Origin of the sequence: Paenibacillus sp. FSL W8-0187 (genome assembly GCF_037969755.1) — a bacterium.
Classification (GTDB): Bacteria; Bacillota; Bacilli; order Paenibacillales; family Paenibacillaceae; genus Paenibacillus_AQ.
The window spans coordinates 6996415-7018534 of sequence record NZ_CP150206.1; the positions used below are offsets into that span (position 1 = coordinate 6996415).

General features: G+C 53.2%; 20 protein-coding genes and 1 riboswitch. Of the genes, 3 read left to right on the forward strand and 17 right to left on the reverse strand.

The annotated features are described in order from the left end of the window. Positions 1-200 precede the first annotated feature (200 nt). From fumC to MKY48_RS31755, 12 genes are all read right to left on the reverse strand, one after another. Positions 201-1589 (reverse strand): class II fumarate hydratase, encoded by a 1389-nt coding sequence (gene fumC, locus MKY48_RS31700; RefSeq protein WP_076323886.1) that lies wholly within the window; start codon positions 1587-1589, stop codon positions 201-203. A gap of 241 nt (positions 1590-1830) precedes the next feature. Further along, positions 1831-2856: a DUF2332 domain-containing protein gene (locus MKY48_RS31705; RefSeq protein WP_339291903.1), complete on the reverse strand. Its 1026-nt coding sequence runs from the start codon at positions 2854-2856 to the stop codon at positions 1831-1833. A 231-nt stretch (positions 2857-3087) separates the two neighbouring features. Further along, a complete protein-coding gene (cydC, locus tag MKY48_RS31710) occupies positions 3088-4884 on the reverse strand; it encodes a thiol reductant ABC exporter subunit CydC (protein WP_339291904.1) in 1797 nt (598 codons plus the stop codon). Further along, positions 4881-6647 carry a thiol reductant ABC exporter subunit CydD gene (gene cydD / locus MKY48_RS31715; protein ID WP_339291905.1) on the reverse strand — a complete coding sequence of 589 codons (1767 nt, stop codon included), beginning with the start codon at positions 6645-6647 and terminating at the stop codon, positions 4881-4883. The genes cydC and cydD overlap by 4 nt, the downstream gene beginning before the upstream one ends. Next, positions 6647-7663 (reverse strand): cytochrome d ubiquinol oxidase subunit II, encoded by a 1017-nt coding sequence (gene cydB, locus MKY48_RS31720; RefSeq protein WP_215161420.1) that lies wholly within the window; start codon positions 7661-7663, stop codon positions 6647-6649. The genes cydD and cydB overlap by 1 nt, the downstream gene beginning before the upstream one ends. Continuing rightward, entirely contained in the window at positions 7650-9053 is a 1404-nt protein-coding gene (locus MKY48_RS31725) for a cytochrome ubiquinol oxidase subunit I (RefSeq protein WP_339291906.1), read from the reverse strand. Before MKY48_RS31725 ends, cydB begins: the two co-directional genes overlap by 14 nt. Positions 9054-9341: 288 nt before the next feature. Continuing rightward, positions 9342-11144: an adenine deaminase gene (gene ade, locus MKY48_RS31730; RefSeq protein ID WP_339291907.1), complete on the reverse strand. Its 1803-nt coding sequence runs from the start codon at positions 11142-11144 to the stop codon at positions 9342-9344. A 369-nt stretch (positions 11145-11513) separates the two neighbouring features. Continuing rightward, a riboswitch (purine riboswitch) is annotated at positions 11514-11615 on the reverse strand. A 107-nt stretch (positions 11616-11722) separates the two neighbouring features. After that, positions 11723-12301: an NAD(P)H-dependent oxidoreductase gene (locus tag MKY48_RS31735; RefSeq protein WP_339291908.1), complete on the reverse strand. Its 579-nt coding sequence runs from the start codon at positions 12299-12301 to the stop codon at positions 11723-11725. Positions 12302-12361: 60 nt separating this feature from the next. Further along, positions 12362-12952 carry a TetR/AcrR family transcriptional regulator gene (locus tag MKY48_RS31740; protein WP_339291909.1) on the reverse strand — a complete coding sequence of 197 codons (591 nt, stop codon included), beginning with the start codon at positions 12950-12952 and terminating at the stop codon, positions 12362-12364. Positions 12953-13100: 148 nt separating this feature from the next. Beyond that, positions 13101-14351, reverse strand: a complete 1251-nt coding sequence (locus MKY48_RS31745; RefSeq protein WP_339291910.1) for an MFS transporter — start codon at positions 14349-14351, stop codon at positions 13101-13103. Between the two features lie 128 nt (positions 14352-14479). Further along, positions 14480-16246 carry a HAMP domain-containing sensor histidine kinase gene (locus MKY48_RS31750; protein WP_339291911.1) on the reverse strand — a complete coding sequence of 589 codons (1767 nt, stop codon included), beginning with the start codon at positions 16244-16246 and terminating at the stop codon, positions 14480-14482. Beyond that, positions 16243-16962 (reverse strand): response regulator transcription factor, encoded by a 720-nt coding sequence (locus MKY48_RS31755; protein WP_339291912.1) that lies wholly within the window; start codon positions 16960-16962, stop codon positions 16243-16245. The genes MKY48_RS31750 and MKY48_RS31755 overlap by 4 nt, the downstream gene beginning before the upstream one ends. Positions 16963-17102: 140 nt before the next feature. Between MKY48_RS31755 and MKY48_RS31760 the strand changes: the two genes are divergently transcribed. Both MKY48_RS31760 and MKY48_RS31765 read left to right on the forward strand, forming a co-directional pair. Further along, positions 17103-18332: a DUF418 domain-containing protein gene (locus MKY48_RS31760; RefSeq protein ID WP_339291913.1), complete on the forward strand. Its 1230-nt coding sequence runs from the start codon at positions 17103-17105 to the stop codon at positions 18330-18332. A gap of 140 nt (positions 18333-18472) precedes the next feature. After that, the gene (locus MKY48_RS31765; RefSeq protein WP_076323874.1) at positions 18473-18778 is read left to right on the forward strand and encodes an antibiotic biosynthesis monooxygenase; all 306 of its coding nucleotides are present in this window, start codon (positions 18473-18475) and stop codon (positions 18776-18778) included. 139 nt (positions 18779-18917) lie between these two features. Here MKY48_RS31765 and MKY48_RS31770 read toward each other — a convergent pair whose 3' ends face one another. Continuing rightward, positions 18918-19046 carry a hypothetical protein gene (locus tag MKY48_RS31770; protein ID WP_339291914.1) on the reverse strand — a complete coding sequence of 43 codons (129 nt, stop codon included), beginning with the start codon at positions 19044-19046 and terminating at the stop codon, positions 18918-18920. A gap of 124 nt (positions 19047-19170) precedes the next feature. Between MKY48_RS31770 and MKY48_RS31775 the strand changes: the two genes are divergently transcribed. Next, positions 19171-19302 (forward strand): DUF4023 domain-containing protein, encoded by a 132-nt coding sequence (locus MKY48_RS31775; RefSeq protein WP_009590359.1) that lies wholly within the window; start codon positions 19171-19173, stop codon positions 19300-19302. 92 nt (positions 19303-19394) lie between these two features. On the opposite strand, the gene MKY48_RS31780 is transcribed toward MKY48_RS31775, so the two are convergent. From MKY48_RS31780 to MKY48_RS31795, 4 genes are all read right to left on the reverse strand, one after another. Further along, on the reverse strand, positions 19395-19736 hold the full coding sequence (locus tag MKY48_RS31780; protein ID WP_339291915.1) for a DUF1801 domain-containing protein: 342 nt from the start codon (positions 19734-19736) through the stop codon (positions 19395-19397). A gap of 42 nt (positions 19737-19778) precedes the next feature. After that, positions 19779-20177 carry a VOC family protein gene (locus MKY48_RS31785; RefSeq protein ID WP_339291916.1) on the reverse strand — a complete coding sequence of 133 codons (399 nt, stop codon included), beginning with the start codon at positions 20175-20177 and terminating at the stop codon, positions 19779-19781. Positions 20178-20298: 121 nt separating this feature from the next. Beyond that, entirely contained in the window at positions 20299-21561 is a 1263-nt protein-coding gene (locus MKY48_RS31790; RefSeq protein ID WP_339291917.1) for an RNA polymerase sigma factor, read from the reverse strand. After that, positions 21561-21992, reverse strand: a complete 432-nt coding sequence (locus MKY48_RS31795; protein ID WP_076323869.1) for a YciI family protein — start codon at positions 21990-21992, stop codon at positions 21561-21563. The genes MKY48_RS31790 and MKY48_RS31795 overlap by 1 nt, the downstream gene beginning before the upstream one ends. Positions 21993-22120 lie beyond the last annotated feature (128 nt).

Sequence of the window (22120 nt, forward strand, 5' to 3'; positions counted from 1 at the left end):
AAAGATAATTTTCGATCGATATGCTCTCACAGAAGGCTAGCCGCGTATAGAAAGGTGCCCTTGCGATGATCAAATATGGTTTAGGTTCGCTGAAACCTGATCATTCAATCATCTAAAAACCAAAACCCATTTCACGGTGGTGAAATGGGCTGGAGGTTCAACCGAGGTCTGTTTTCCGATCAAGCTCTAAACATCAGACCCTACTCCTTCGGATGGATCATTTCTTCCGGACGAACGATCCGGTCAAAATCCTCTCCGGTGAGCAAACCGCTTGCCAGAGCCGCTTCACGAAGTGTTGTCCCTTCTTTATGCGCTTTTTTCGCGATGGCCGCGGCATTCTCATATCCGATATGCGGGTTCAGCGCCGTCACCAGCATCAGCGACCGCTCCATGTTCGCACGGAGAACGTCAAGGTTGGCTTCGATGCCGACCGCGCAATTCTGGTCGAACGAATCCATGGCATCCGACAGCAGGCGTACGGACTGCAGGAAGTTATAGATGATGACCGGTTTGAAAACGTTTAGCTCAAAATTTCCCTGGCTTGCTGCAAAACCGATCGTTGCATCGTTGCCCATCACTTGGCAGACTACCATCGTCAGTGCCTCGCTCTGGGTTGGGTTCACTTTCCCCGGCATGATGGAGCTTCCCGGTTCGTTAGCAGGGATCGAGATCTCGCCAATCCCGGAACGGGGACCGCTTGCCAGCCAGCGAACGTCGTTGGCGATTTTCATCAGATCAGCAGCCAGCGCCTTTAGCGCCCCATGGGCAAATACAATCTCGTCATGGCTGGTCAGCGAATGGAACTTGTTGCTAGCGGACGTGTAGCTTTTTCCGATCTGCATGCTGATTTCGGCAGCCGTCATTTCTCCGAATTTCGGATGCGCGTTAATGCCGGTCCCGACGGCAGTACCGCCAATAGCCAGCTCACGCAGCGGTTCTACGGCGGAAGCCAGCATCAATTCACACTTCTCCAGCATCCGATGCCAGCCGCTGATTTCCTGTCCGAGGGTCAGCGGCGTTGCATCCTGAAGATGCGTGCGGCCGATTTTGATCAGGTCCTTATATTCATCGCTTTTCTTCTCCAGCGTTTTCTTTAAGCGGCGCAGTGCCGGCAGCACATGATCTTCAACAGCCACGACCGCGGCCATGTGCATCGCTGTCGGAAACGTATCGTTAGAGCTTTGGGATTTGTTAACGTCGTCGTTGGGATGAACGCGCAGGGCGCTGTCTTTTTGCTCAAGCAGTTGATTCGCACGGTTCGCAATGACTTCGTTCACGTTCATATTGGACTGTGTGCCGCTGCCGGTCTGCCAAACCACCAACGGAAAGTGCTCATCCCACTTGCCGGCCACAATCTCGTCGGCGGCGGTCGTAATCGCATCCACTTTGTCTGCATCCAGCTTACCGAGCTTGCCATTCACAATGGCCGCGCTCTTCTTCAATATCGCAAATGCCCGAATGATTTCCTTCGGCATCGTTTCGGTTCCAATCCGGAAATTCTCGGAACTGCGCTGTGTCTGCGCTGCCCATAGCTTATCCGCAGGCACTTTAACCTCACCCAGGGTATCCTTCTCAATACGATAATCCATCCCAACTTCCTCCTTTGGCTTCCTTGAATTTAAGCGCTTAATATTCCATCTCCCCTATTATGACATAGACTTGCCCAAGAAAAAAACAGACGGGATGAACGGCTTTGTCTTCCTGGCTTAAAGCGCTGGCTCGGCTGCCTTCTTGGCTCGCTTACTCACCGTCACCTCATATGAAACAACGCGGTTGCCGAACAATTCGCTACCGCTTCTTCAATCACACGCTAACGGTAATATTCCCGCCTTACAACAGCCACTCAAACCAGCGCGCATGCCCATCCGTCCGTGCCACCGTAAACTGGCTCGGCACACCTCCGAGAATATAATCGGCATGGAGATGCTCATCCTCCATATTGTTGTAGACATGCACGATATCGCGGACGCTTCCGATTTCATTTAAGTGATGCAGCAGTTTTTGCTTGGACGCCTCCGGAATCTGATTAGCCACATGCGTATGAAATACGCAAATGACGGCCTCCTCCGGGATGCCCCTCACGATTTCGGGAAGCAGCGCGGTCCCATCCCCTTCCCGGAACTGTATCCCGGTCTGTTGCTTCAATACCTCCGCCGCATGCTCCAGCATGGATACCCTGTCGTGATTACCCGGCCAGATTAAAGACCGGAGCCACAACAAATGCTCCGGGTTTCGCACGTCATTCACATGCAGATCGATCCCCATCCGATAGACGACCGGGGGACTGGAAGCCAGCAGGAACGGCGTGCGGCTCCCCCTGATCTCCGATGTGATATGAACCTTTGCCCCCGCAAAGCCGTAACTCTCCGCGTCCCCATAGGAATAGCTGTATTGATCCCACAGCAGCTGCAATCCGGCACTAGTTCCAAGCTCCACCAAGGCAAGCGGCTTACGGACCTTGTCATAGATCGAGCAGAACACCGGATACAAATACGCACAGCGGCGGACTTCGTTCGTTTGTACCCGTTTACTCTCCAGTATCCCGATAATGTCTGCCTGATGCTTCAGTACAAATGAACGAAAATGGGGATAACAAGAGCTCATTTCCTTCGGATGTTCCACAAGGCCGGGGTAATACACCCTCAGCTCTGGTCCCTCACCCTGGAGCAGCAAATATTGAACTGCCCCAAACAGCATATTGGGTACAGGCTGGCCTGCAGGAACAAACGTTGCGACTTGCAGCACCTCTTCATCATCGGCTATATGGCGCGACAAATACTCATAGAACACACTGGAGCCCGGACATTCCCGCTCAGCAAAATGACGAAACACGTTGACCATCCGTTTATGAGCCACCTTACATCACACCCCTAAAATTGTAATTAACCTTTATCTTGCTTAAGGCTAATGTTACATCTTTCCAAGATGCGCGTGGATTTGGATCTTTTATCAGGCTCATTAAGAAAAATAAGATGGAGACAAAAAAAGAACCGATCCTAAATGAACTGCACCCCAATCGTTAGGTCATGTCTAACAATTAGGGGCATTTCAAAAGGGCGGTTCTTCTACTAAGGATGCTGTTGTTGTCTAGACTGCCGGACGATCTAATAGATACAAGTTCCGATACCGCGGGTAGCGCTCCATCAGCTCATCGTGGGTACCCCGCATAACGATTTGGCCGTCTTCCATGAATAGGATTTCATCCATGCGCTCAACGCCCACCAGATGATGCGTTACCCAGATCAGCGTCCGGTCCTGTAGACTGGCGAACATGGTGGATAACAGTTCCCGCTCGGTTTTGGGATCCAGCCCGACCGTCGGTTCATCCAGAATGACAACAGGCGTCTTCTGCAGCAGGATTCGGGCCAAAGCCACGCGCTGGCGCTCTCCCCCGGAGAAACGCTGTCCGGCTTCCTGCATACGGGTGCGGAGACCCTCCGGAAGGGAGGCCACCAACGGTTCTAGCCGCGCCAAAGCAGCCGCGTCCCGTATTTCCGCTTCCGTAGCATCCGGCTGTCCGAGCCGGATGTTGTTTGCTAGCGTCGTATCGAACAAGTGCGGACTCTGATTCAATACCGAAATAACAGAAGATATCTCATCGCCAAACCGCGCAGCATCCACTCCGCCTAGGGTAAGACTTCCCCCCGAAGGTGCCAGCACACCCTGAATCAGCTGCAGCAGGGTGGATTTACCGGCACCGGAACGCCCTATAATGGCTACCTTGGCCCCAGGAGGAATATCCAGGGATACATCCGTTAATGTAGAGCCTTCCCTATTCGCACCGGATCGTTCCAGCCCGGATTCGCCGCCTGCTGCCTGATCATAACGGAAGCTGACGCCATCCGCCTTCACATGGACACCGCTGCTTATGACGGATTGGATCTCTCTCTTATTCAGCTGTTGCTCCCCGTTCTGCTCCCCTTCAGATGTTTCTGCGCTTTCTATCGCCTGAAGTCTCGCGACCGATTGGCCGTACTGCGGAATCCGCTCCACGGCTTCGGATACCGGCAGGAATGCGTCCATTAACGGGAATACAACCAGAACCAAAGCCGCGATCAGCGTAACATCGATCGAGCCGTCCGCATACTGTCGTCCTGACCAATACACCATTGATACCACCGTCACGGCAACCACGCATTGACCGATAAAAGCCCGAAGACGCGACCAGCGCTTAAGGGAGCGGTCGGTCCGGTCGACCTCGGCTTCATCCGCCTCATAACCGGTCAGGAACTCCGTCTGCCGGCCGCTGACATACCATTCATGAATACCCAGTACCGCGTCGGTTAGCTTCTGGTAGAGGTTGCTGCGGGCCTGCTTCATCTCCCGGTTCTTCCGTTTGGTGAGCAGCAGGGAAACCAGCGGCAGCACCAGAATCAGCACCGCTACATATAACGCGAGCAGAAGGGCAAATGCCGGGTCAAACAGGCCGACAGCCAGAATAACCCCGGCGTATAACACAAGCGCTACAATCGATGGAAATACCGTTCGAATATAGACGTCCTGCAAATACTCGATATCATCAGAGAGCACGCCTAGCAGATCCCCGGTGCGGTACCGGGAGGACAAACGAAGGGCTTGCGGTTCCAAAATGCGGTACAGCCGCAGACGCATCTGGGACAGGATACGAAGAATCGTGTCATGTCCCACAAGGCGCTCCACGTAATGGATGACCGCGCGTCCGATGCCGAAGGTCCGAACCCCTACGGTCGGCACGTATACCATCAGGATGTTTTCCGGTCGCAGGGCAGACTTGGAGATCAAATACCCGGATGTGAACATCAGCATCCCTGCGAGCAGGATCGTGAGCACGCCAAGCATCACAATCAGCAAAAAGCGCCAGAAGTTTGCCGTTACGTAAGGCCGAAACCACGATTCCTGCTTCATCGTACTCCCTCCATCTGCGATGTAATTAATCCATAATAGACACCTTGCCGAGCGATAAGCTCCTCATGGGTTCCCGTCTCCACCACCCGCCCCTGATGCAGAACGAGGATGTAATCCATATCCTGCATCCAGTGCAGTCTGTGCGTCGCGAGGAATACCCACTTATCTTGAAAAAGGGACAGCATTGTCTCCTTCAGCTCGTATTCCGTCTCGATATCCAAATGAGCCGTCGGCTCATCCAGCAGCAGAACCCGCCGGCCGCCGAGCAGCGCTCTGGCTAAGGCTACACGCTGGGCCTGGCCACCGCTTAAAGTGCGTCCACCGCCGCCGATCATCTCCGCAAGTCCGCCCGGCAAGCTCTTCACCAGATCCGATAGACCCGCCGCTTCCACTGCGGCTTCGACTTGCGCTATTGATGCCTCCGGTGCATAGAAGCGCACATTATCCGCCAAGGTAGCACCGAATAAATACGGCTGCTGCGGCATATAGGTGACCTCGGTCCGCCATGCCTGCCGGTTCCTGTCCTCCAGCTTCACGCCGTTCAGCTCCATCACGCCGGACGTTGGTGCCAAGAATCCCCCTAATAGCTCGATGAGCGTGGATTTGCCGGCCCCGCTCTCCCCGACGATGCCGATCTTGCGCTGACCCGGTATCCGGAAGCTGACATTCTCCAAGGAAGCCGGCCCCAACTCTTCGTGCCTGAGGCCGATACCGGACAGCTCCAGGACGCTGTGATTATCCCACTGGAATTGCGGCTGCGGCGAATTGGGCTCAGACAAATTATCTTTAATTTTAAATGTTATATCGCAAGAACGCCCTTTCCGGGCCTCCTGAATCATGGATTGCATCGCTTCCCCTGCCTGCTTACCGTCCAGCGTGGCATGAAAGTCCGCCCCGACCATGCGCACCGGCAGGAAATACTCCGGTGCCAGGATCAGGATAAGCAGCGCGGGCAGCAGCTCCAGGCTGCCGTTAATGAGGCGTAAGCCTAAGTTTACCGCAACAGATGCCACGGACAGCATCGTAAAGAAATCCAGCGCGAAGGACGACAGAAACGCCACGCGCAGCGTCCGCATAGTAGCTGCTCGATATCCCTCGCTGACTTGCTGTATGCTCTCGCTATGCTTGCGGCTCTGTCCCAGAAACTTCAGGGTAGTCAGACCTCTCAGCGAATCTACAAAATGATTAGACAGCATCCGGTAAGAATCCAGCTGCCGCTCGGTCTGCTTTCTCGCGGCAAGCCCCACGAGGATGAGAAATACGATCAGGATCGGCATGGTCACCAGCAGAATAATGCCCGAAATCCGGTCCGTCATGAACACGTACAGCCATACCAGAGCCGGGGTAATGCTCGCCCCCATCATGCGCGGTATGGTCAGCTCCGCATATTTACGGAACTTGCCGATGCCCTCCAGCACAAGCGTAACCACATTGCCTGTTCCTTCCGACCGGACAAAGGACGGCCCCTTCCGAAACAGCTCATCCAGCAGCTGCTTCCTCAGGCTCGTGCCCGTCTCCTCGGCAAAGCGCTGTGCGATTCCTTGCTGCACGGCTGAGATGCCGTGGCGTGCCAGAAATGCAAGCAGGAACAAGGCAATGGTCTCCCCCTGCTCCTGCAGCGTTGATCCGGCAAACAAGGCGGATATGGCTTCCGCCAGCCATTTGGCTTGCAGGAGGATGGCCATGCTCTGTGCCAGGGTACATACGGCGACAAGGAAGAATACCGTCTTGGCGCCTTTGTATCCCAGCAGATCTTTTCCCATCAGTACTCCAGATGCTCCTTCTCATGTACCCGTTTGTGGAAAACGAAGTAACTCCAAATTTGATAGCCCAATACGAATGGCAGCAGCGTTACCGCCACAATCGTCATAATCTTGAGAGAATACGGTCCGGAGGCCGCATTATAAATAGTCAGGTCAAATGCCGAATTGATGGAACTGACCATCACGCGCGGGAACAAGCCCACGAACACGGACGTTACCAGCAGAGCGATAACCGCCCCGGTCATCCCGAAAGCCCAGCCGTCCCGCTTGATGTTCATGAAATATCCGCCCAGTAAGAATGCGAGCAGAGCCAGCACCAGCAGCACGGTTAACACCACGCCACGCTTCTCGAAGACATCGGTCATGAAATACGTCATCACCCCGAATGCCACGAACAGGGCTGCTACGGGAAGCAGGAGTTTCCGGGCCATACGGCGTGCCCGTTCCTGAAGATCCCCCATCGTGCGCAGTGTTGTGAACATTAAACCATGCAGCAGGCAGAGCATCACCATCGTCAGCCCGCCAACCACAGTATAGCCATTCACAACATCAAACAATCCGGCATGCAGCTGCATCTCTTCGTTAATCGGGAGCCCCTGGATCAGGCAGGCAAAAACAACGCCAAGCAGGAATGGCGGAAGTACGCTGCCGGTGAAGATTGCACCGTCCCACACCCGTTTCCAGCGAACATCGCCCACTTTGCCGCGGAATTCAAAGGCCACCCCGCGTCCGATCAAGGCCAGCAGAAGAAAGACAAGCGGAATGTAGAAGCCGCTGAACAGCGTAGCATACCAGTTCGGGAAGGCGGCGAACATCGCGCCGCCCGCTGTCAGCAACCAGACCTCGTTAGCATCCCAGAACGGGCCGATCGAGTTGATCAGCACCCGGCGCTGGGTATCATTTTTGGCCAGCAGCTGCGTGGACATCCCGACCCCGAAGTCGAAGCCCTCCAAAAAGAAGAACCCGATAAACAATACGGCAACGAGCACAAACCACAGTTCGTTAAGAGACAGCATTGTAGCCCTCCTTATTAAATGGATCGCTTGCGTGGTGGTCATCTTCCTCCGCCGCATACGGTCCTTTCTTAATGACTTTAATAAATAGATACGCCATGACGGCTGCCAGCACTGCATAAATGGCGGTAAACATGATCAGCGAGAACAGAATCGAGCCTGCGCTGACGTTCGGTGAAACACTGTTCTCCGTGGTGATCAGTCCGAATACCGTCCACGGCTGCCGCCCGATCTCCGTCATAATCCACCCCGACGTGTTGGCAATGAACGGAAGTGAAATACCGAACAGCATCAGTTTGAGGAACCATTTACCGGCCTTCTCGACCTTTTTGCGCAGCATGAGCCATGCTCCGTACAACCCCAGCAGAATCATGATGCTGCCTGCGGCCACCATAATCCGGAAGCTCCAGAACGTGGTGCGCACAGGAGGGATATAATCTCCAGGTCCATACTGCTGTTCGTATTGCGCCTGCAGCTCCTTCATCCCGATGACTTCACCGGAAAACTTGCTATAGGACAAAAAGCTGAGCAAATACGGGATTTTAAACTCCATCGTGTTCTCCTGCTTATCCGGATCGATGGCTGCAATGACCGTCCAAGGCGCAGGATCGTCACTCGTTTCCCATAGGCTCTCCGCAGCAGCCATCTTCATCGGCTGCGTATCCACCAGATACTGTGCTTGCTGGTGACCGAACACCGCAACCAGAATGGAGGTGATGAGACCAATCACGATAGCGATATGGAATGATTTCTTAAAGAAATCCAAATCTTGCTTCTTCATTAGCTTGTAGGCACTCACACCCGCTACGAGGAACGCCCCGGTTGCCAGTGCCCCGAAGATTGTATGCGGGAACTCTACCAACAGCTGACCGTTCGTAATCAGTGCGAAGAAATCATTCATCTCCGCTCGCCCGTTGTTCATCTCGAACCCAACGGGACGCTGCATGAACGAATTCGCTGCCAGAATCCAAAAGGCGGACATCAGGGTGCCGAAGGACACCAGCCAGATACTGAGCAGATGGACCTTCTTCGATAACCGATCCCAACCGAATATCCATAGTCCGATAAACGTCGACTCGAGGAAAAACGCCAGCAGTGCTTCGATGGCAAGTGGTGCGCCAAACACGTCCCCGACAAACCGCGAGTAATCCGACCAGTTCATGCCGAACTGGAATTCCTGCAGAATCCCTGTCACAACCCCGACCGCAAAGTTAATCAGGAACAGCTTTCCCCAGAACTTGGCCATTTTCTTGTAGACTTCCTGGCCTTTGACAACATACATCGTCTCCATGATGGCAATCAGAAACGCCAATCCGATGGACAACGGTACGAAAATAAAGTGAAAAATGGTTGTCGATGCGAATTGAATTCGCGCCAGCATAACCGGATCCATATTAAGATACCCCTTTCTTTAGCTCACGTGATCACTTCAAATTTGATTCTTTTTGTATTGTCGCAGACCACGCCCTAAAGGATTGTGATAAACATCACAATATCAGGGCTGAAACGGGGGCAAAAAGTTATAAATTTGTGACGAAAATCACTAAGTAGGCGGTGGAATATGTGACGATTATCAATTGGAACATGGCTTGCGGCATCCACTCACAGGCCAAGCCCGGTATTTACGCACCAAAAAAGCAGGTTCGCCCTCAGGCCAACCTGCTTCGGTGTATCTGCAATCTTATTGAACCGCGCCAATCTCGGTCTCGATGAGCTTGAATTCCGTTACGTCTGCGATCCCGCGGTTGGTAATGCGGATTTCCGGAATCACCGGCAGCGCAATCAGCGAGAAGGTCATGAACGGCGCATGGATATAGCATCCAAGCTCCTTCCAAGCCTCCTCTAAGGCAGCGACTTCCTCCGCTACAATCTCGACCGGACGGTCCGCCAGCAAACCGGCAATCGGCATCGCCACCTTCGCCAGCACCTTGCCATCCCGTACCACGATCATGCCGCCTCCGCACGCTGCCAGCTCATTTGCCGCGAGTGCCATATCCTCGGCATTCGTGCCCATCACAAGCAGATTGTGACTGTCGTGTGCTACCGTGGACGCAACCGCGCCGGACTTGAGTCCGAAGCCGCTCGCAAAACCGAGCGAGATTTGTCCCGTCGTGCCGTGGCGCTCAATGCACGCCAGTTGAACCACGTCCTGATCCAGATCTGGCTGGATTACCCCTTGCTGCACGGAGAGCACCGCCGTCATTTTGGCGGTACGGGCGCTGTTCTCGATGACGCGGACCACGTTCACTTCCGTACGTGCGGCATCGAATTTGCTGCGGAGCAGGAAGTCATCCGCGGTAAGCGAACGCTGCAGCCGGATCGAGTTAAACGCTTTTTCCGGATATTGATATACCGGGAATGCCTTCACGAGTCGACCGTTCTCTGCAACCACTTCGCCATCCGTGATCACAACGGAAGGTACCATGCTTTTCAGATCATCAATCAGCAAAATATCTGCCGTTTTGCCTGGCGAAATGCTGCCAAGCTCATTGTCCATGCCGAAATAACGAGCCACGTTGATCGTTCCCAGCTGGATCGCCGTAACCGGGTCCACGCCCTCTTCCATAGCGCGGCGGACTACATGGTTCATGTGTCCGAGTCTCAGCAGCGTCTGCGGATATACATCATCCGTAACCAGAGAAATATTGTCTGTTCGCACCTTATCTTCCGTTATAACCTTAACAACTTCCTTCACATCCTGCCAAGCTGAACCCTCACGGATCATCAGGTGCATACCGAGGCGAACCTTCTCCAAGGCCTGCTCTCTGGTTACCGTTTCATGGTCGGAGCTTACGCCGGTTGCCATATATGCCTGCAGCATCCGGACATCCTCTGCCGGAAAATGTCCTGTCACCGTCTTGCCCGCACGCAGCGTGGCTTCGATCTCCCCGCTCATGGTCGGATCGCCATACACGACGCCCGGGAAATTCATCACTTCGCCAAGCCCGGCAACACCGGGCCATGTCAGCCCTTCCTCAATGTCGGCTACGCCCAGCTGCGCCCCAGCATCCTCCAGATCAAAGGTCGACGGTACACACGAAGGAACGGTGGTGAACACCTTCATCGGCAGCTGCTGCCCTTCCTCATGCATCCAGCGCACACCTTCCATGCCGAATACGTTGGCAATCTCATGGGGATCCATATAAACCCCCGTCGTTCCACTAACGATAGCCGCCTTGGCAAACTCGGTCACGGTGAGCATCGTGCTCTCCACATGCATATGACCGTCGAGCAGGCCTGGCGAGATATAGCGGCCATTCGCTTCGATGACCCGAGTCCCTTCCCCGATCGTATGATCCGCGTTGCCGATATAAGCGATGCGTCCGGATGCCATGGCCACGTCCACCTGCTCCTGAAGCTCGCCTGTAAACACATTCACCAGTGTGCCGTTCTTGATGACCAGATCGGCAGGCTCCTGTCCTAAGGCAACCCTTCCCAGCTTCCGGCTAACCTCGTATCGTTTCTGTCTCTTGCTTGAACTCATGATGATTGCACGCTCCCCTTTTTTCTTTAGATATCAGAAAGTATACACTTCGAAGCTTGTAACTTCCTGATATCGCAATAAAAACTTCATCTAATTGCGGTCTATCATCTGTTAAAGTGCGTCGATAGACGTTTTTCTTATCATGAACGGTAAAAACACAAAATCGATCCGCTGTATAACACGCCAAACACCCCGGGCAGCGTATCTGCCCGGGGTGCCTGTACTATATCCATAGAGGAAGAGAAATCCCGTGCATCAGCAATGTATGCTATCTAGTCTGCACATCACCTCATCCGTTAAAACCTGCCGGATTCCAATCAAGATGATCCTCCAGCCCGGCTTCAATCATTGCGAAGCTGGGCTTTGGGTGGGGATTTTCAACCTTCATGTAGTCAAGTCATTTACGGTAACCTGGTAGAAACGCCTGGGCCCTATTCCCCGGCATATACATCAAGATTTGATTTTGATTAAACTTACCCTTCCATTCTCTTTTCGTTTCATTTGTTGTATGAATTATAATCCTCCTGCCCGAGAAGTCAAGCCATTGGAAGGAACTGTTTATCTTACGCCCTGCCAGCTCAAGCCAATTTCCGACCCATTCTCTGCACACGCTCAAGCCATTGCTTTCTTGCCACTTCAGGCATTTTGCGAAGCTGCGTAATGTTCGTGGCACGAACCGTGCTCACGCCGCAGAACTTCAGAATGGAATGCTTCATCATTTGATGTCCCGGCTGGCCGAGGTAGAAACGATAGTAGACGTACGGCGAATCCATCGTGACGATCAAACGGGCCGTTTTCCCTTTGAGCAGCTGCTCCGGCAAAGGCGAGTTCCGGCGGTACTTAAACGCAAAGCCCGGCAGAAAAACCCGGTCGATGAACCCTTTGAGCAGCGCCGGCATGCCGCCCCACCAATTCGGGTACACAAACACCAGGTGATCCGCCCAAGAGATCAGTTCTTGCGCTTTTTGCAGATCCGGCTCCAGCGGTTGTTTACCCTTATAGCCACCGGACAGATTCAGGTCAAACTCCATCTCCGCAAGCACCAGCTCCCGCACCTCCGCCCCGGATTCGGCCGCCCCCCTTGCATAGACCTCTGCCAGCTGACTGCCATAACTGTTCTTAATGGGATTGCCTTGAATAATTAAAACCTTTTTCATATGTTTCTTCCCCCTCTTGATTTGGTTAACAATCACTAACCTAATGGTAAAAAGAAAAGGTCACTCCCGACCTTTTCCCAAACCTGTTAATGCCAATAGATGCGCCGTCACTTCAGGTGCCAGCGGCGACAACGGTTCCTTCAGCTCTCCTTGCATCGTTGAGATTGCAAGCTGGCTGAATGTACCAATGATCAACACAGCGGTTAATCGCGTGTTCTGCGGCGGAATATCCCCCTGCAACACCGCTTGCTCAAGCAGATCATGCAAGGCGTCCAGCGGCTGACGTCCCCTGCTCTTGAGCACCTCCGTAAACAGTTCGTGATGCTGGGACAAGAGCAGCAAGCCGTATTTATCCTCGTCATACGCCGCCAATACCCGGATGACGAGCGCCGACAGTCTCTCCGCAAACAGGCCGGGCCGGGAAGCATAATCATCCACCAGACGCGTATAACTGCTGCAGTATTCCTCGAATGCTTCCGCAGCCACGGCATCCTTATTCGTAAAATGCTTATAGATCGCTGCATCTGTTACACCCGCCGCTGCGCCGATCTCCTTCACCGATACGCCATCCACGCCCTTCTCGGCGAAGAGTTTCATGGCAGCCTGCAAAATATCCTTCTTCTTGCTATCGAAATGTGGTTTCTTTTTCATGCTCATATCATAAGTGAACGCTAACCAAATTGCAATAACCACCGCAAAAAAAGAGGCTACCCCTTACCCGGAGTGCCTCTCCATTCATATTCTTTCGCTTCCCGCAGCTTAAAAGCGCACGCTCAATCTCTTTTAGCCATGGACTCATTCATATGCCCAAGCTAAACTCCGGCTTCGACGCCTTTACTTTTTTGCCGTACAGCAGCATAAGCGGGATGCTGATCACAAATGCGCCGGCAACAAGCAAGAACGGAATTCTCGGGTCGATGCCATATGCCCAGCCGCCAATGATGCCGGAAGGCGAAATGACAATAAGGATGAGCACCTGGAGCAGCGCGAATATTTTGGCGCGGTTCTCATCGTCTATCGCATTGGCCACCGCCGTCTCCAGATACGGATATGTCATCATCGTACCGATGGCGGCAATGACAGTGCTCAAACTCAGCACCAGCAGATCCCCTCGCGGCGCAAACACCAGTATGACATTGGACAATACCGATATAACGAATCCCCATACCATCGTTCGGTGCACATGCTGTTCCCCGATCCGTGGCATGATCCACCGCATGAATATCAGCATAATGACGGAGGAGAATGCCGGAAAGACCGAGATCAGGCCGCTGCCCAAATGCAAATATTCCACCATGAAGATGGAGACGTAGGTCGTCTTCACCGTCATCTGAAAATTGAACAATATATAAACGCCGAAGATCATCAGCAGCAGCGGATTTCCGAGCATGCTCTTCATCACCAAGGCATAGTCGGACATCCCTTCCCGCAGGCTCATCGCCTTCGTTTCCTTCATCTTGCGGTATCCGATATCCGTCTCCCTTGTCGCATAATGGCGCCCAATGAACTGGATTGTCATCAGGATACAGGCCAGCACGAACATGATGCGCACCCCGGGCACAAGCGTGAAATGATACACCAGCAGTCCGCCGATCGGTGCAAACAAGCCGCCCACGACGCTAATCAGCTGCAGCAGCGTAAAGACATAGGTTCGCTCCTTCGGTGCGGTATCCTCCACCAGCAGACAGTAAAAGGCGGTATGCGGCACCTTCTGAAAGCCGTTGATCACGGCCGCGATCACAAAAAACCAGAAGTTCTGTGAAATGGCCCAGAGCAGCGTGGCCACGGTCCAGCTTAGTACGTCGAAGTATAGCAGCGCCTTTTTTCTGCCTAAACGGTCTGTTAAATACCCGCTGAGAAACGAAGAAAGCACCTGCACAAGCAAACCGATGGAGGTAATCCAGCCGATTCCTGTCTCGGTTACCCCAAGTTGGTACATGTAGATGGAGGTGTACGTCGTGAACATGCTGTAAGGGATGAGAAACAGCGGCTCATAGACGAGACAGCCCCGCGCATTGCCAGTCAATTGCCGAAACGAAGTTGAACCCATAATATCCTCCGGACCTCATGTAATCGTTGCTTAGCCATTATAGCGCAACCGGGCCGGCAGCAGGATAGGAATGTTGAAGGATTTTTAGAGCTCATTCCGGACATGACAATCCAGGAAAACGTCAGTCCTTAATCGCGTTCAACAGCCCCCTCGCCTTCTTGTACGGCAGCCTCAGGCAATAGAACGGTGATGGTGGTTCCCCGGCCTACTTCAGACCACACATTTACCCGGCCCCGATGTGCTTCGACAATCGCCTTCGCGATACTCATCCCGAGCCCCGAGCCATCCATACTCTCTTCGGTGTTCGTTCCCCGGTAATAACGCTCGAACAGATTACAGCGGGTCTCTTCATCCATCCCTACACCTTGATCCGCTACTACGATCGCCGCGCCAGCAGGGTGCCTCTCTACACGCACTTCAATGTTAACGCCCTCCGGATTATGCTTCACGGCATTCGTGATCAGATTATCCATCAACCGCTGCAGCCATTTGGCATTACCGTCAATGAGTAGTGCTTTTTCGCCACCGATATAATTAAAATTCGCATCCAGCGTGGCATCGTTGACGTATTTCAGCACGCAGCGACGCACCAGCTCGTTCAGATCAAGCCGGGTCAGCTCCTGCGGCCGGATTTCGCTCCTCAAACGGAAGACGAGCGAGAAATCATCGATAAGCTCCAACATGTAGTCGCCCTTCTCACGAATCACGGTTCCCATCTCCCGCAGCTCTTCCTGGTTCCAATCCTGGGGAGCGCTCTCCAGCATATAGCCGTAACCCTGGATGGAAGACAACGGAGTACGCAAATCATGCGATATCCCGGACATCCATTCTTCCCGATTACGGTCGAGTCGCTCCCGTTCTCTCTCGGCCTCGGCAAGCTGCTCCGCCATCTTGTAAAAAGAATGAATCACTTCCTTGTACAGCTTGAAGCGCGTACGCAGCTTTCCGTTCTTGCGGAATACCCGCTTCCGGTCCTTCGGTGTCAGCACTTCCTCGTAGGCTCCGCTCCCCATCCGCTCAAACCACCCGGTAAACAGCAGCAGCGGCCGGCTGTACCGGTATCCATGCCATATCGCCACCCCAAGCGACAACGCAAGCACGCAGACCATCGTCCATAGCGCCACGCGGATCAGCTCATTCATCATTGGCCTTTTCTCCAGCGCCTCGTCCTGCGGCGTATGATATACCCAGGTGTTGCCGCTGGCCGTATCGCGGTATACCGCAATATGCGTTGAATACGTGCCCGGCTGCTCCTGCATCGTAATGATCTCCAGCGGGTGGTAGCTTACCTTATTGTCTGCATTTGTTCCAATCGCTTGGACAACGCGGCCCTCCCGGTCAATGACATGCAAATAACCGCCTAGACCAGCTAATTCGCGTCCGAGCCCCGCTTCATCCTCCGGCCTCACCCTGCCGCCGTCCTGATAACGGGTATACCATACCCGAAGATGGTCCGAACCCTCATCGATACGTCCGATCAGATACAGCAGCGGTTCTTCATAGGTCAGATCCATCTGCCAATACATCGTATACTCGCCGAGACGACGCTCCTCCTTGATCTCGAGCAAGGTGCTTACCGAGTACTCCGACGGAACATCCGGAGCCGTATTGGTGGAATGAATCACGTTTCCCTCCATATCCACCACTTGCAGCCACATATCCTTCTCTTGAAGCAGGAGCTTCCACTGTTCCTGCAGCAGCACCTCGCCATTCTCCGTCACCGTCTCGGTCACGATGCTGTTCAGGACGCCTGTCGAAAAGTTGCGTTTGATCTCATCGTCGCTGATATGTTTGATCAGGAAGAATAAGAGCACAATCAGGAAGCAAAACATAAACGCCGAGAACGCAATCAATTGGTACGTAAAATGAAAGGCCAGCCGTCTGCGCAGTCTCATCGGACTTTCTCCTTAACCAGCTTGTAGCCGAGCCCCCGGACCGTCAGTAGATATTGCGGGTTGCTCGGATCCTCCTCGATGCGCTCGCGGATACGGCGGATATGCACCATGACGGTGTTGTCCTCGCCCATGCCGTCGATGCCCCATACGGCTTCGTACAGCTGCGACTTGGAGAATACCACCCCCGGGTGCTTGCAAAAATAAAGCAGCAGCTGAAAGACCTGCGCCGGACAAGGCACAGGCTCTCCCAGCACCGTAAGCTCCCCGGCGGATTCATCGACCTTAAACCGGCCGAAATCCCATGCACGCTGGATCACCGGCTGCTCAGACGACACGGTCGTCCCGATGCCACCACGGCGCAGACGCGCCTTGATTCTTGCGGCAATCTCCAGCGGATTAAAGGGCTTGGTGACATAATCGTCTCCGCCCATCGCAAAACCGGTCAACACATCCAGATCCGATGCTTTGGCCGTCAGAAACAGGATGTGCGGACTGCCATAGGAACGGATCTGCGGACAGAGATCAAATCCCGTGCCGTCCGGCAGCATGACATCCAGCAGCACGATATCCGCTCCGTGTGCAGCAATTTCGCTAAGCGCCTCCTTACAGCTGGAAGCTGTGAATATGTGGTTAAAGCCTTCCTTGCGCAGCACCATCTGCAGCATTTTCACAATGGAAGGTTCGTCATCTACAATTAAAATTCGTGTTTGATCCATTTTATCTCACCCGAGATTTATGCTAGCACAACAACCTTAACAGGAGTTAAACAAATGCTGGAAGAGTTAAGAAAAAGTTAGGATGCCGTTTCCGAGTTATTTCATTTCGAGCTTTATACTTGGTGTCAGAGGTGATTAACATGAATTCAAATAAACGTTCTACGGCCGTGGATGCGATTCGCGGCTTGAGCTTGCTCGGCATCCTGATGGCCAATATGCTTATTTTTCAATACGGCATGTTCGGCAAAGACGAGCTGCATTTCTTCCAGCCATCCACACTGGATCTGATTAGCCATGACATGCTGAAAGTATTCGTAGAGGGCAGCTTCATGCCGATCTTTACGTTCCTGTTCGGTTACAGCATGATCAAGATGCAGGAAAGCCTAATCGGCAAAGGGCTCAAATATGGCCGCAGCTTCTTCCGCAGGTCCGTGCTGCTGATCATTCTCGGCTGGCTGCATTCCACATTCATCTGGGAAGGCGATATTCTGTTGTTTTACGGAGCGATCGGGCTTTTCCTGTTACTATTTGTGAAACGGAAGGCCAAAACGATCTTGATCTGGGGCATCCTCTTCCTCACGCTGTTTGCCATCTTCGGATATGGCTCCATGGAGCCTGGGACAGGTGAAACAGAGCGCATGGAGAATTATGTGAAACAATCTATTGAGGTCTACGGCAACGGCACGTTCAGCGAGATCGTAAACTTTCGTTCAACTGAGGAAATGCCCATCGACCTTCCGGACTGGTTGATGCTGCTGGTCATTCTGATTGCCCCACTGATGAGCGCGCCGATGTTCCTGTTTGGTATGGTCGCAGCCAAGCGCGGGCGCTTCCTTCATCCTTCCAAGGAGATCAAGCTGTATCTAAGATGGTCTCTACTCGTTCCGGTCGGGCTTGGTCTAAAGACCGCCGGGGTTATGCTCGGGTCGACCGACAACTGGAGCGGCGTCTTCACGATGATTGGCGGACCTTTGCTCGCGCTGGGCTATATCCATCTATTCGCCTCCCTATACGCCTTCTCGTCTAAACAATCGGTTATCATCCGGGCGTTTGAAGCGGTTGGACGGATGTCGCTAACCAACTATCTGACGCAAAGCGTTGTATGCGTATTGATATTCTACGGATTCGGGCTGGGCATGTTCGGCAAGCTCGGTGTGCTGCAAGGAGCGCTGCTGGCGATCCTGATCTATGCTGTACTGGCAACGGGCAGCCTGCTCTGGTTGAAACGATTCCACGGCGGCCCAATTGAACGGCTGCTGCGCATCGGCACCTACTGGTCGTGGAGCGGCAGGGCGAAACCCAAAGCCATGACGCCAGCTGCCGCCACCCCTACCGCAGAGTTTCCGGCAGAAGGTCCTCCAGCGACCTGAGTATTCCATGCTTTTTTCGGCATAAAGCACAGTTCCTCCCAAGATGAAATCAGAATGCTCGTTCATGTATAATGGACATACATGCAAGGGGCTAGACATTATTGGAATGTATCCGGTCATCACCGAAGGAGGAATCAAGCATGCTGGTTGTTACAAACTCGATTAAGGTTAAACCGGGCTTCGGACAAGAAATTGCGCAGCGATTCGCTGAAGCAAAAGGTGTGCAGGACATTGAGGGATTCGTGAGGATGGAAGTATGGCACGAAGCCAAAGAAGGCGCAGAGGCTGAGGAACTGAAGGTCTCTACGGTATGGGAAGACGAGGAGGCATTCAAACGCTGGACTTCCAGCGAATCATTCCGGCAATCCCACGGTCAGGGCCGCAACGAGAATATTTTGGGCGCTTCCTTGAACAAATATGAGCTGTTGATCAGTCATAAGAAGTAATCATAACACCATAAATACCCCGCCCGGGCGTTTGCCTGTGGCAGGGTATTTTTTTTGCCGTGATATGACAGATACCTTCTCCATATCGTTCGCGATCCCTATGAAACCAAAAGAGACATACCTCAGGGCCCCTGATCGTTTATCCTGTACCCCGGCAGCAAATCAGGGTTGTGGGGCGCCCCAGCTCGACCATGTACGTGTTCAGGTCGTTCAACTCGGGACCCGCCAGTACATACGATTGTCCATCCACCTCAAACTCGTTCGCCACGCGAACCTCCTGCTCACCCATTCCATATCCATTCCAAAGTCACCAAATATGATCACGACGAAATGGTTATATTAAGCACGATCAGGCAAGGCCATACATTCTGAGCAAAAGGAGCTTACGTCATATGGAAAGCACGCACGATTTTGTGGAAAAAATGAACGAGAATGCGGAGAAGGCCCGTCGCAACAAAGAGAATCACGGCAAAGGAACGCCAAGCGACAAGCTGCCGACCAAGCAGCACGGCACCAAGAAGTAGAATGACACATACCGCGATCCTCATAGGATCGCGGCTATTATATCAGGAACGCTTCGAACACCGGTTATCCGCGCTTCCCTATTACATATGATTTACAGTCCATCGGATGCCTGCTTCAGCAGGGATCCAAGTGCATCATAATCGACCTGCTGCTCGGACGTGACTTTGATGGTCTTTCGTTCAGGCGGTCCTTCAAACAACGCTTCAGGCCAATCCAGGCCATCCGCATTGAAAATCGTAAAGCTCACGGCGCTCTTCGCGACGCTGATTACCGCCGCATATTTTCCATTCTTCAGAAAATGGGGCTTTTTATATTGAAGCCGTTCCGAAACGTCCGGGATCGTACTGTGCACGAGCTCTCGAAGCCGCTCGCTGACCTCCACTTTCCAATTATCACTGATGGCTGCAATGTAATCCGTCACTTCTTGATTCATTTTATTGGCTCCCTCTGTATCATAGTATGGTATTTTTTCAGCTCAGCCCTGATGAACCATCTGCCAGGTCATGCCGTACCGGTCCACCACTTCACCGTAATAGGCTCCCCAAGGCTGCAGGGCAAACGGATATTTCTCGGTACCCCCATGGCTAAGATGGCGATAGGCGGCCCTGGCGTCGTCCTCGTTATCAAACGTGATGGCCAGACCCATGCTCGTGCTCTTGCCGGTTTCCTGAAAAGCATCGGTGAGGATGAGCTTATTGCAGCCAGCCAGCGTTAACGACATGTGCATAATCTTATCCTGATGAGCTTCCGGTATGCCCGGCATGTCCTTGAAGGTAGTCAACAAACCGATCTCTCCACCCAACGCTTGCATGTAAAAATCCGCCTGAGCTCTTGCATCCTCCGAAATAATAAAAGGTACCATTTGTGCTTGCATGTTCATCTTCCTCTCGGTTCATTTTTTAGTTTTATATCTAAATGACGAACGAGATTTTATGTAATCGACACAGCTTCATATTTTTTTTGAAATTTTTTTAAAAATGTTTCTCCAGCTTGTTTTAGGACTCCGCTGGCAGGCATTCTGCCGCACGGTCAAGCAGCAGAGCCCGTTCCCTCAGGTTATCCGTCAGCGATGCGGCCAGCTTGAACTCGGCGCAGGCTTCGTCCAGGCGTCCCAGCTTAAAGAGCAGGTCTCCCCTTACGCTCGGGAGGAGATGGTATCCCTTCAAGGCAGGCTCGCAGCGTAAAATGTCCACGATCTCAAGCCCGATCTCCGGACCAAAAGCCATGGAGAGGGCCACGGCCCGGTTCAATTCCACGATGGGAGAAGGAGAAACCTGTGCCAATGCCTCATACAGCGCGGAGATTCGAATCCAGTCGGTCTCTGCGGCACTGGGCGCTCCGGCATGACATGCGGAGATGGCTGCCTGGATAGCATAAGGCCCGGTCATTCCACCCAACCGCTCGATCCGATCCAGAGCGGCAAAACCGCGCCGAATCAATAAATAATCCCACAAGGCCCGATTCTGATCCATGAGCAGGACAGGCTCCCCCTCCGCGTTGACCCGGGACTTGAACCTAGAGGATTGAAATTCCATTAACGCAACCAAACCATGCACCTCGGCCTCCGCCGGGGCGATCTCTGCCAGCACCCGCCCAATCCGAAGCGCTTCCTGACAAAGCAGCGGGCGAATCCACTGGCTGCCGGATGAAGCTGCATACCCCTCATTAAACATGAGATAGATGACCTCAAGAACCGATGACAATCGCGGTTTAAGCTCGGCTCCCTGAGGAATCTCGAATGCCACCCGGGTCGCCGACAGCGTCCGTTTGGCACGAACGATTCGCTGCGCGATCGTCGGTTCAGGCACAAGATAGGCGTGGGCAATCTCCGCCGTCGTTAATCCGCCAAGCAAGCGCAGCGTAAGAGCCACCCGCGCTTCAGGGGATAGAACCGGATGGCAGGTCATGAAGATCAGCCGCAGAAGATCGTCGTTCACTTCCCCAGGCTCCGGTACCTCAATATCCGAATCCATCCGGGAATCCATTTCACGTCCCAACAGCTCATACTTCTGATCGCGTACCTTATTCCGGCGCAGCAGGTCCAGCGCTTTGCGCTTCGCAGCGGTCATGAGCCATCCACCGGGATTATCCGGTATGCCGTCTATCGGCCAGCGTTCCAGCGCAGCGATAAGCGCATCCTGAGCAAGATCCTCGGCGATACCGACGTCACGAACCATGCGAGTCAGGTAGGCAATGATTTTGGAGGATTCGATTCTCCAGATGGCATCGATCGTACGATGGGTATCTGCTCCTGACATTACGGATTCTGCCTTTGGATGTGTTCACGCATTTCGTATTGTTTAGCCTGCGCCTCCGGGTCCTGCGTTAAGTCAGTCGGTTCAAACACCTGACGGAGCTCGATCTGGCCCGCACCGAAGCCGTGTGGATCCGGCATGCGTTTAGCCCACTCGATCGCCTCTTCCCTCGTCTTCACTTCGATCAAGGTATACCCCGCGATCAGTTCCTTCGCTTCCGTAAAGGGACCATCGGTAATTTTCGGCTTGCCCCCCGGCTCCGGATAAGATATCCGGATAGCGCCCGAACTTGGATGGAGCCCATCGGCGGCAAGCAGCACGCCCGCTCTGGCCAGCTCCATGTTGTACCTCATCATGGCATCCAACTGCTCTGCGCTTGGCAATACACCTGCCTCGGAATCCTCGGTTGCCCTTACAATCATCATAAATCTCATTCTTATTCCCTCCCGGTTCTCGAGACTATCTTGAATTTTCGTTCTATGCTTAATCAACGAATAGAAAATGTTCTAATCGACAAAGACATCAACATTTTTCAAAAAATTATAGGTTACAATCATTTCGT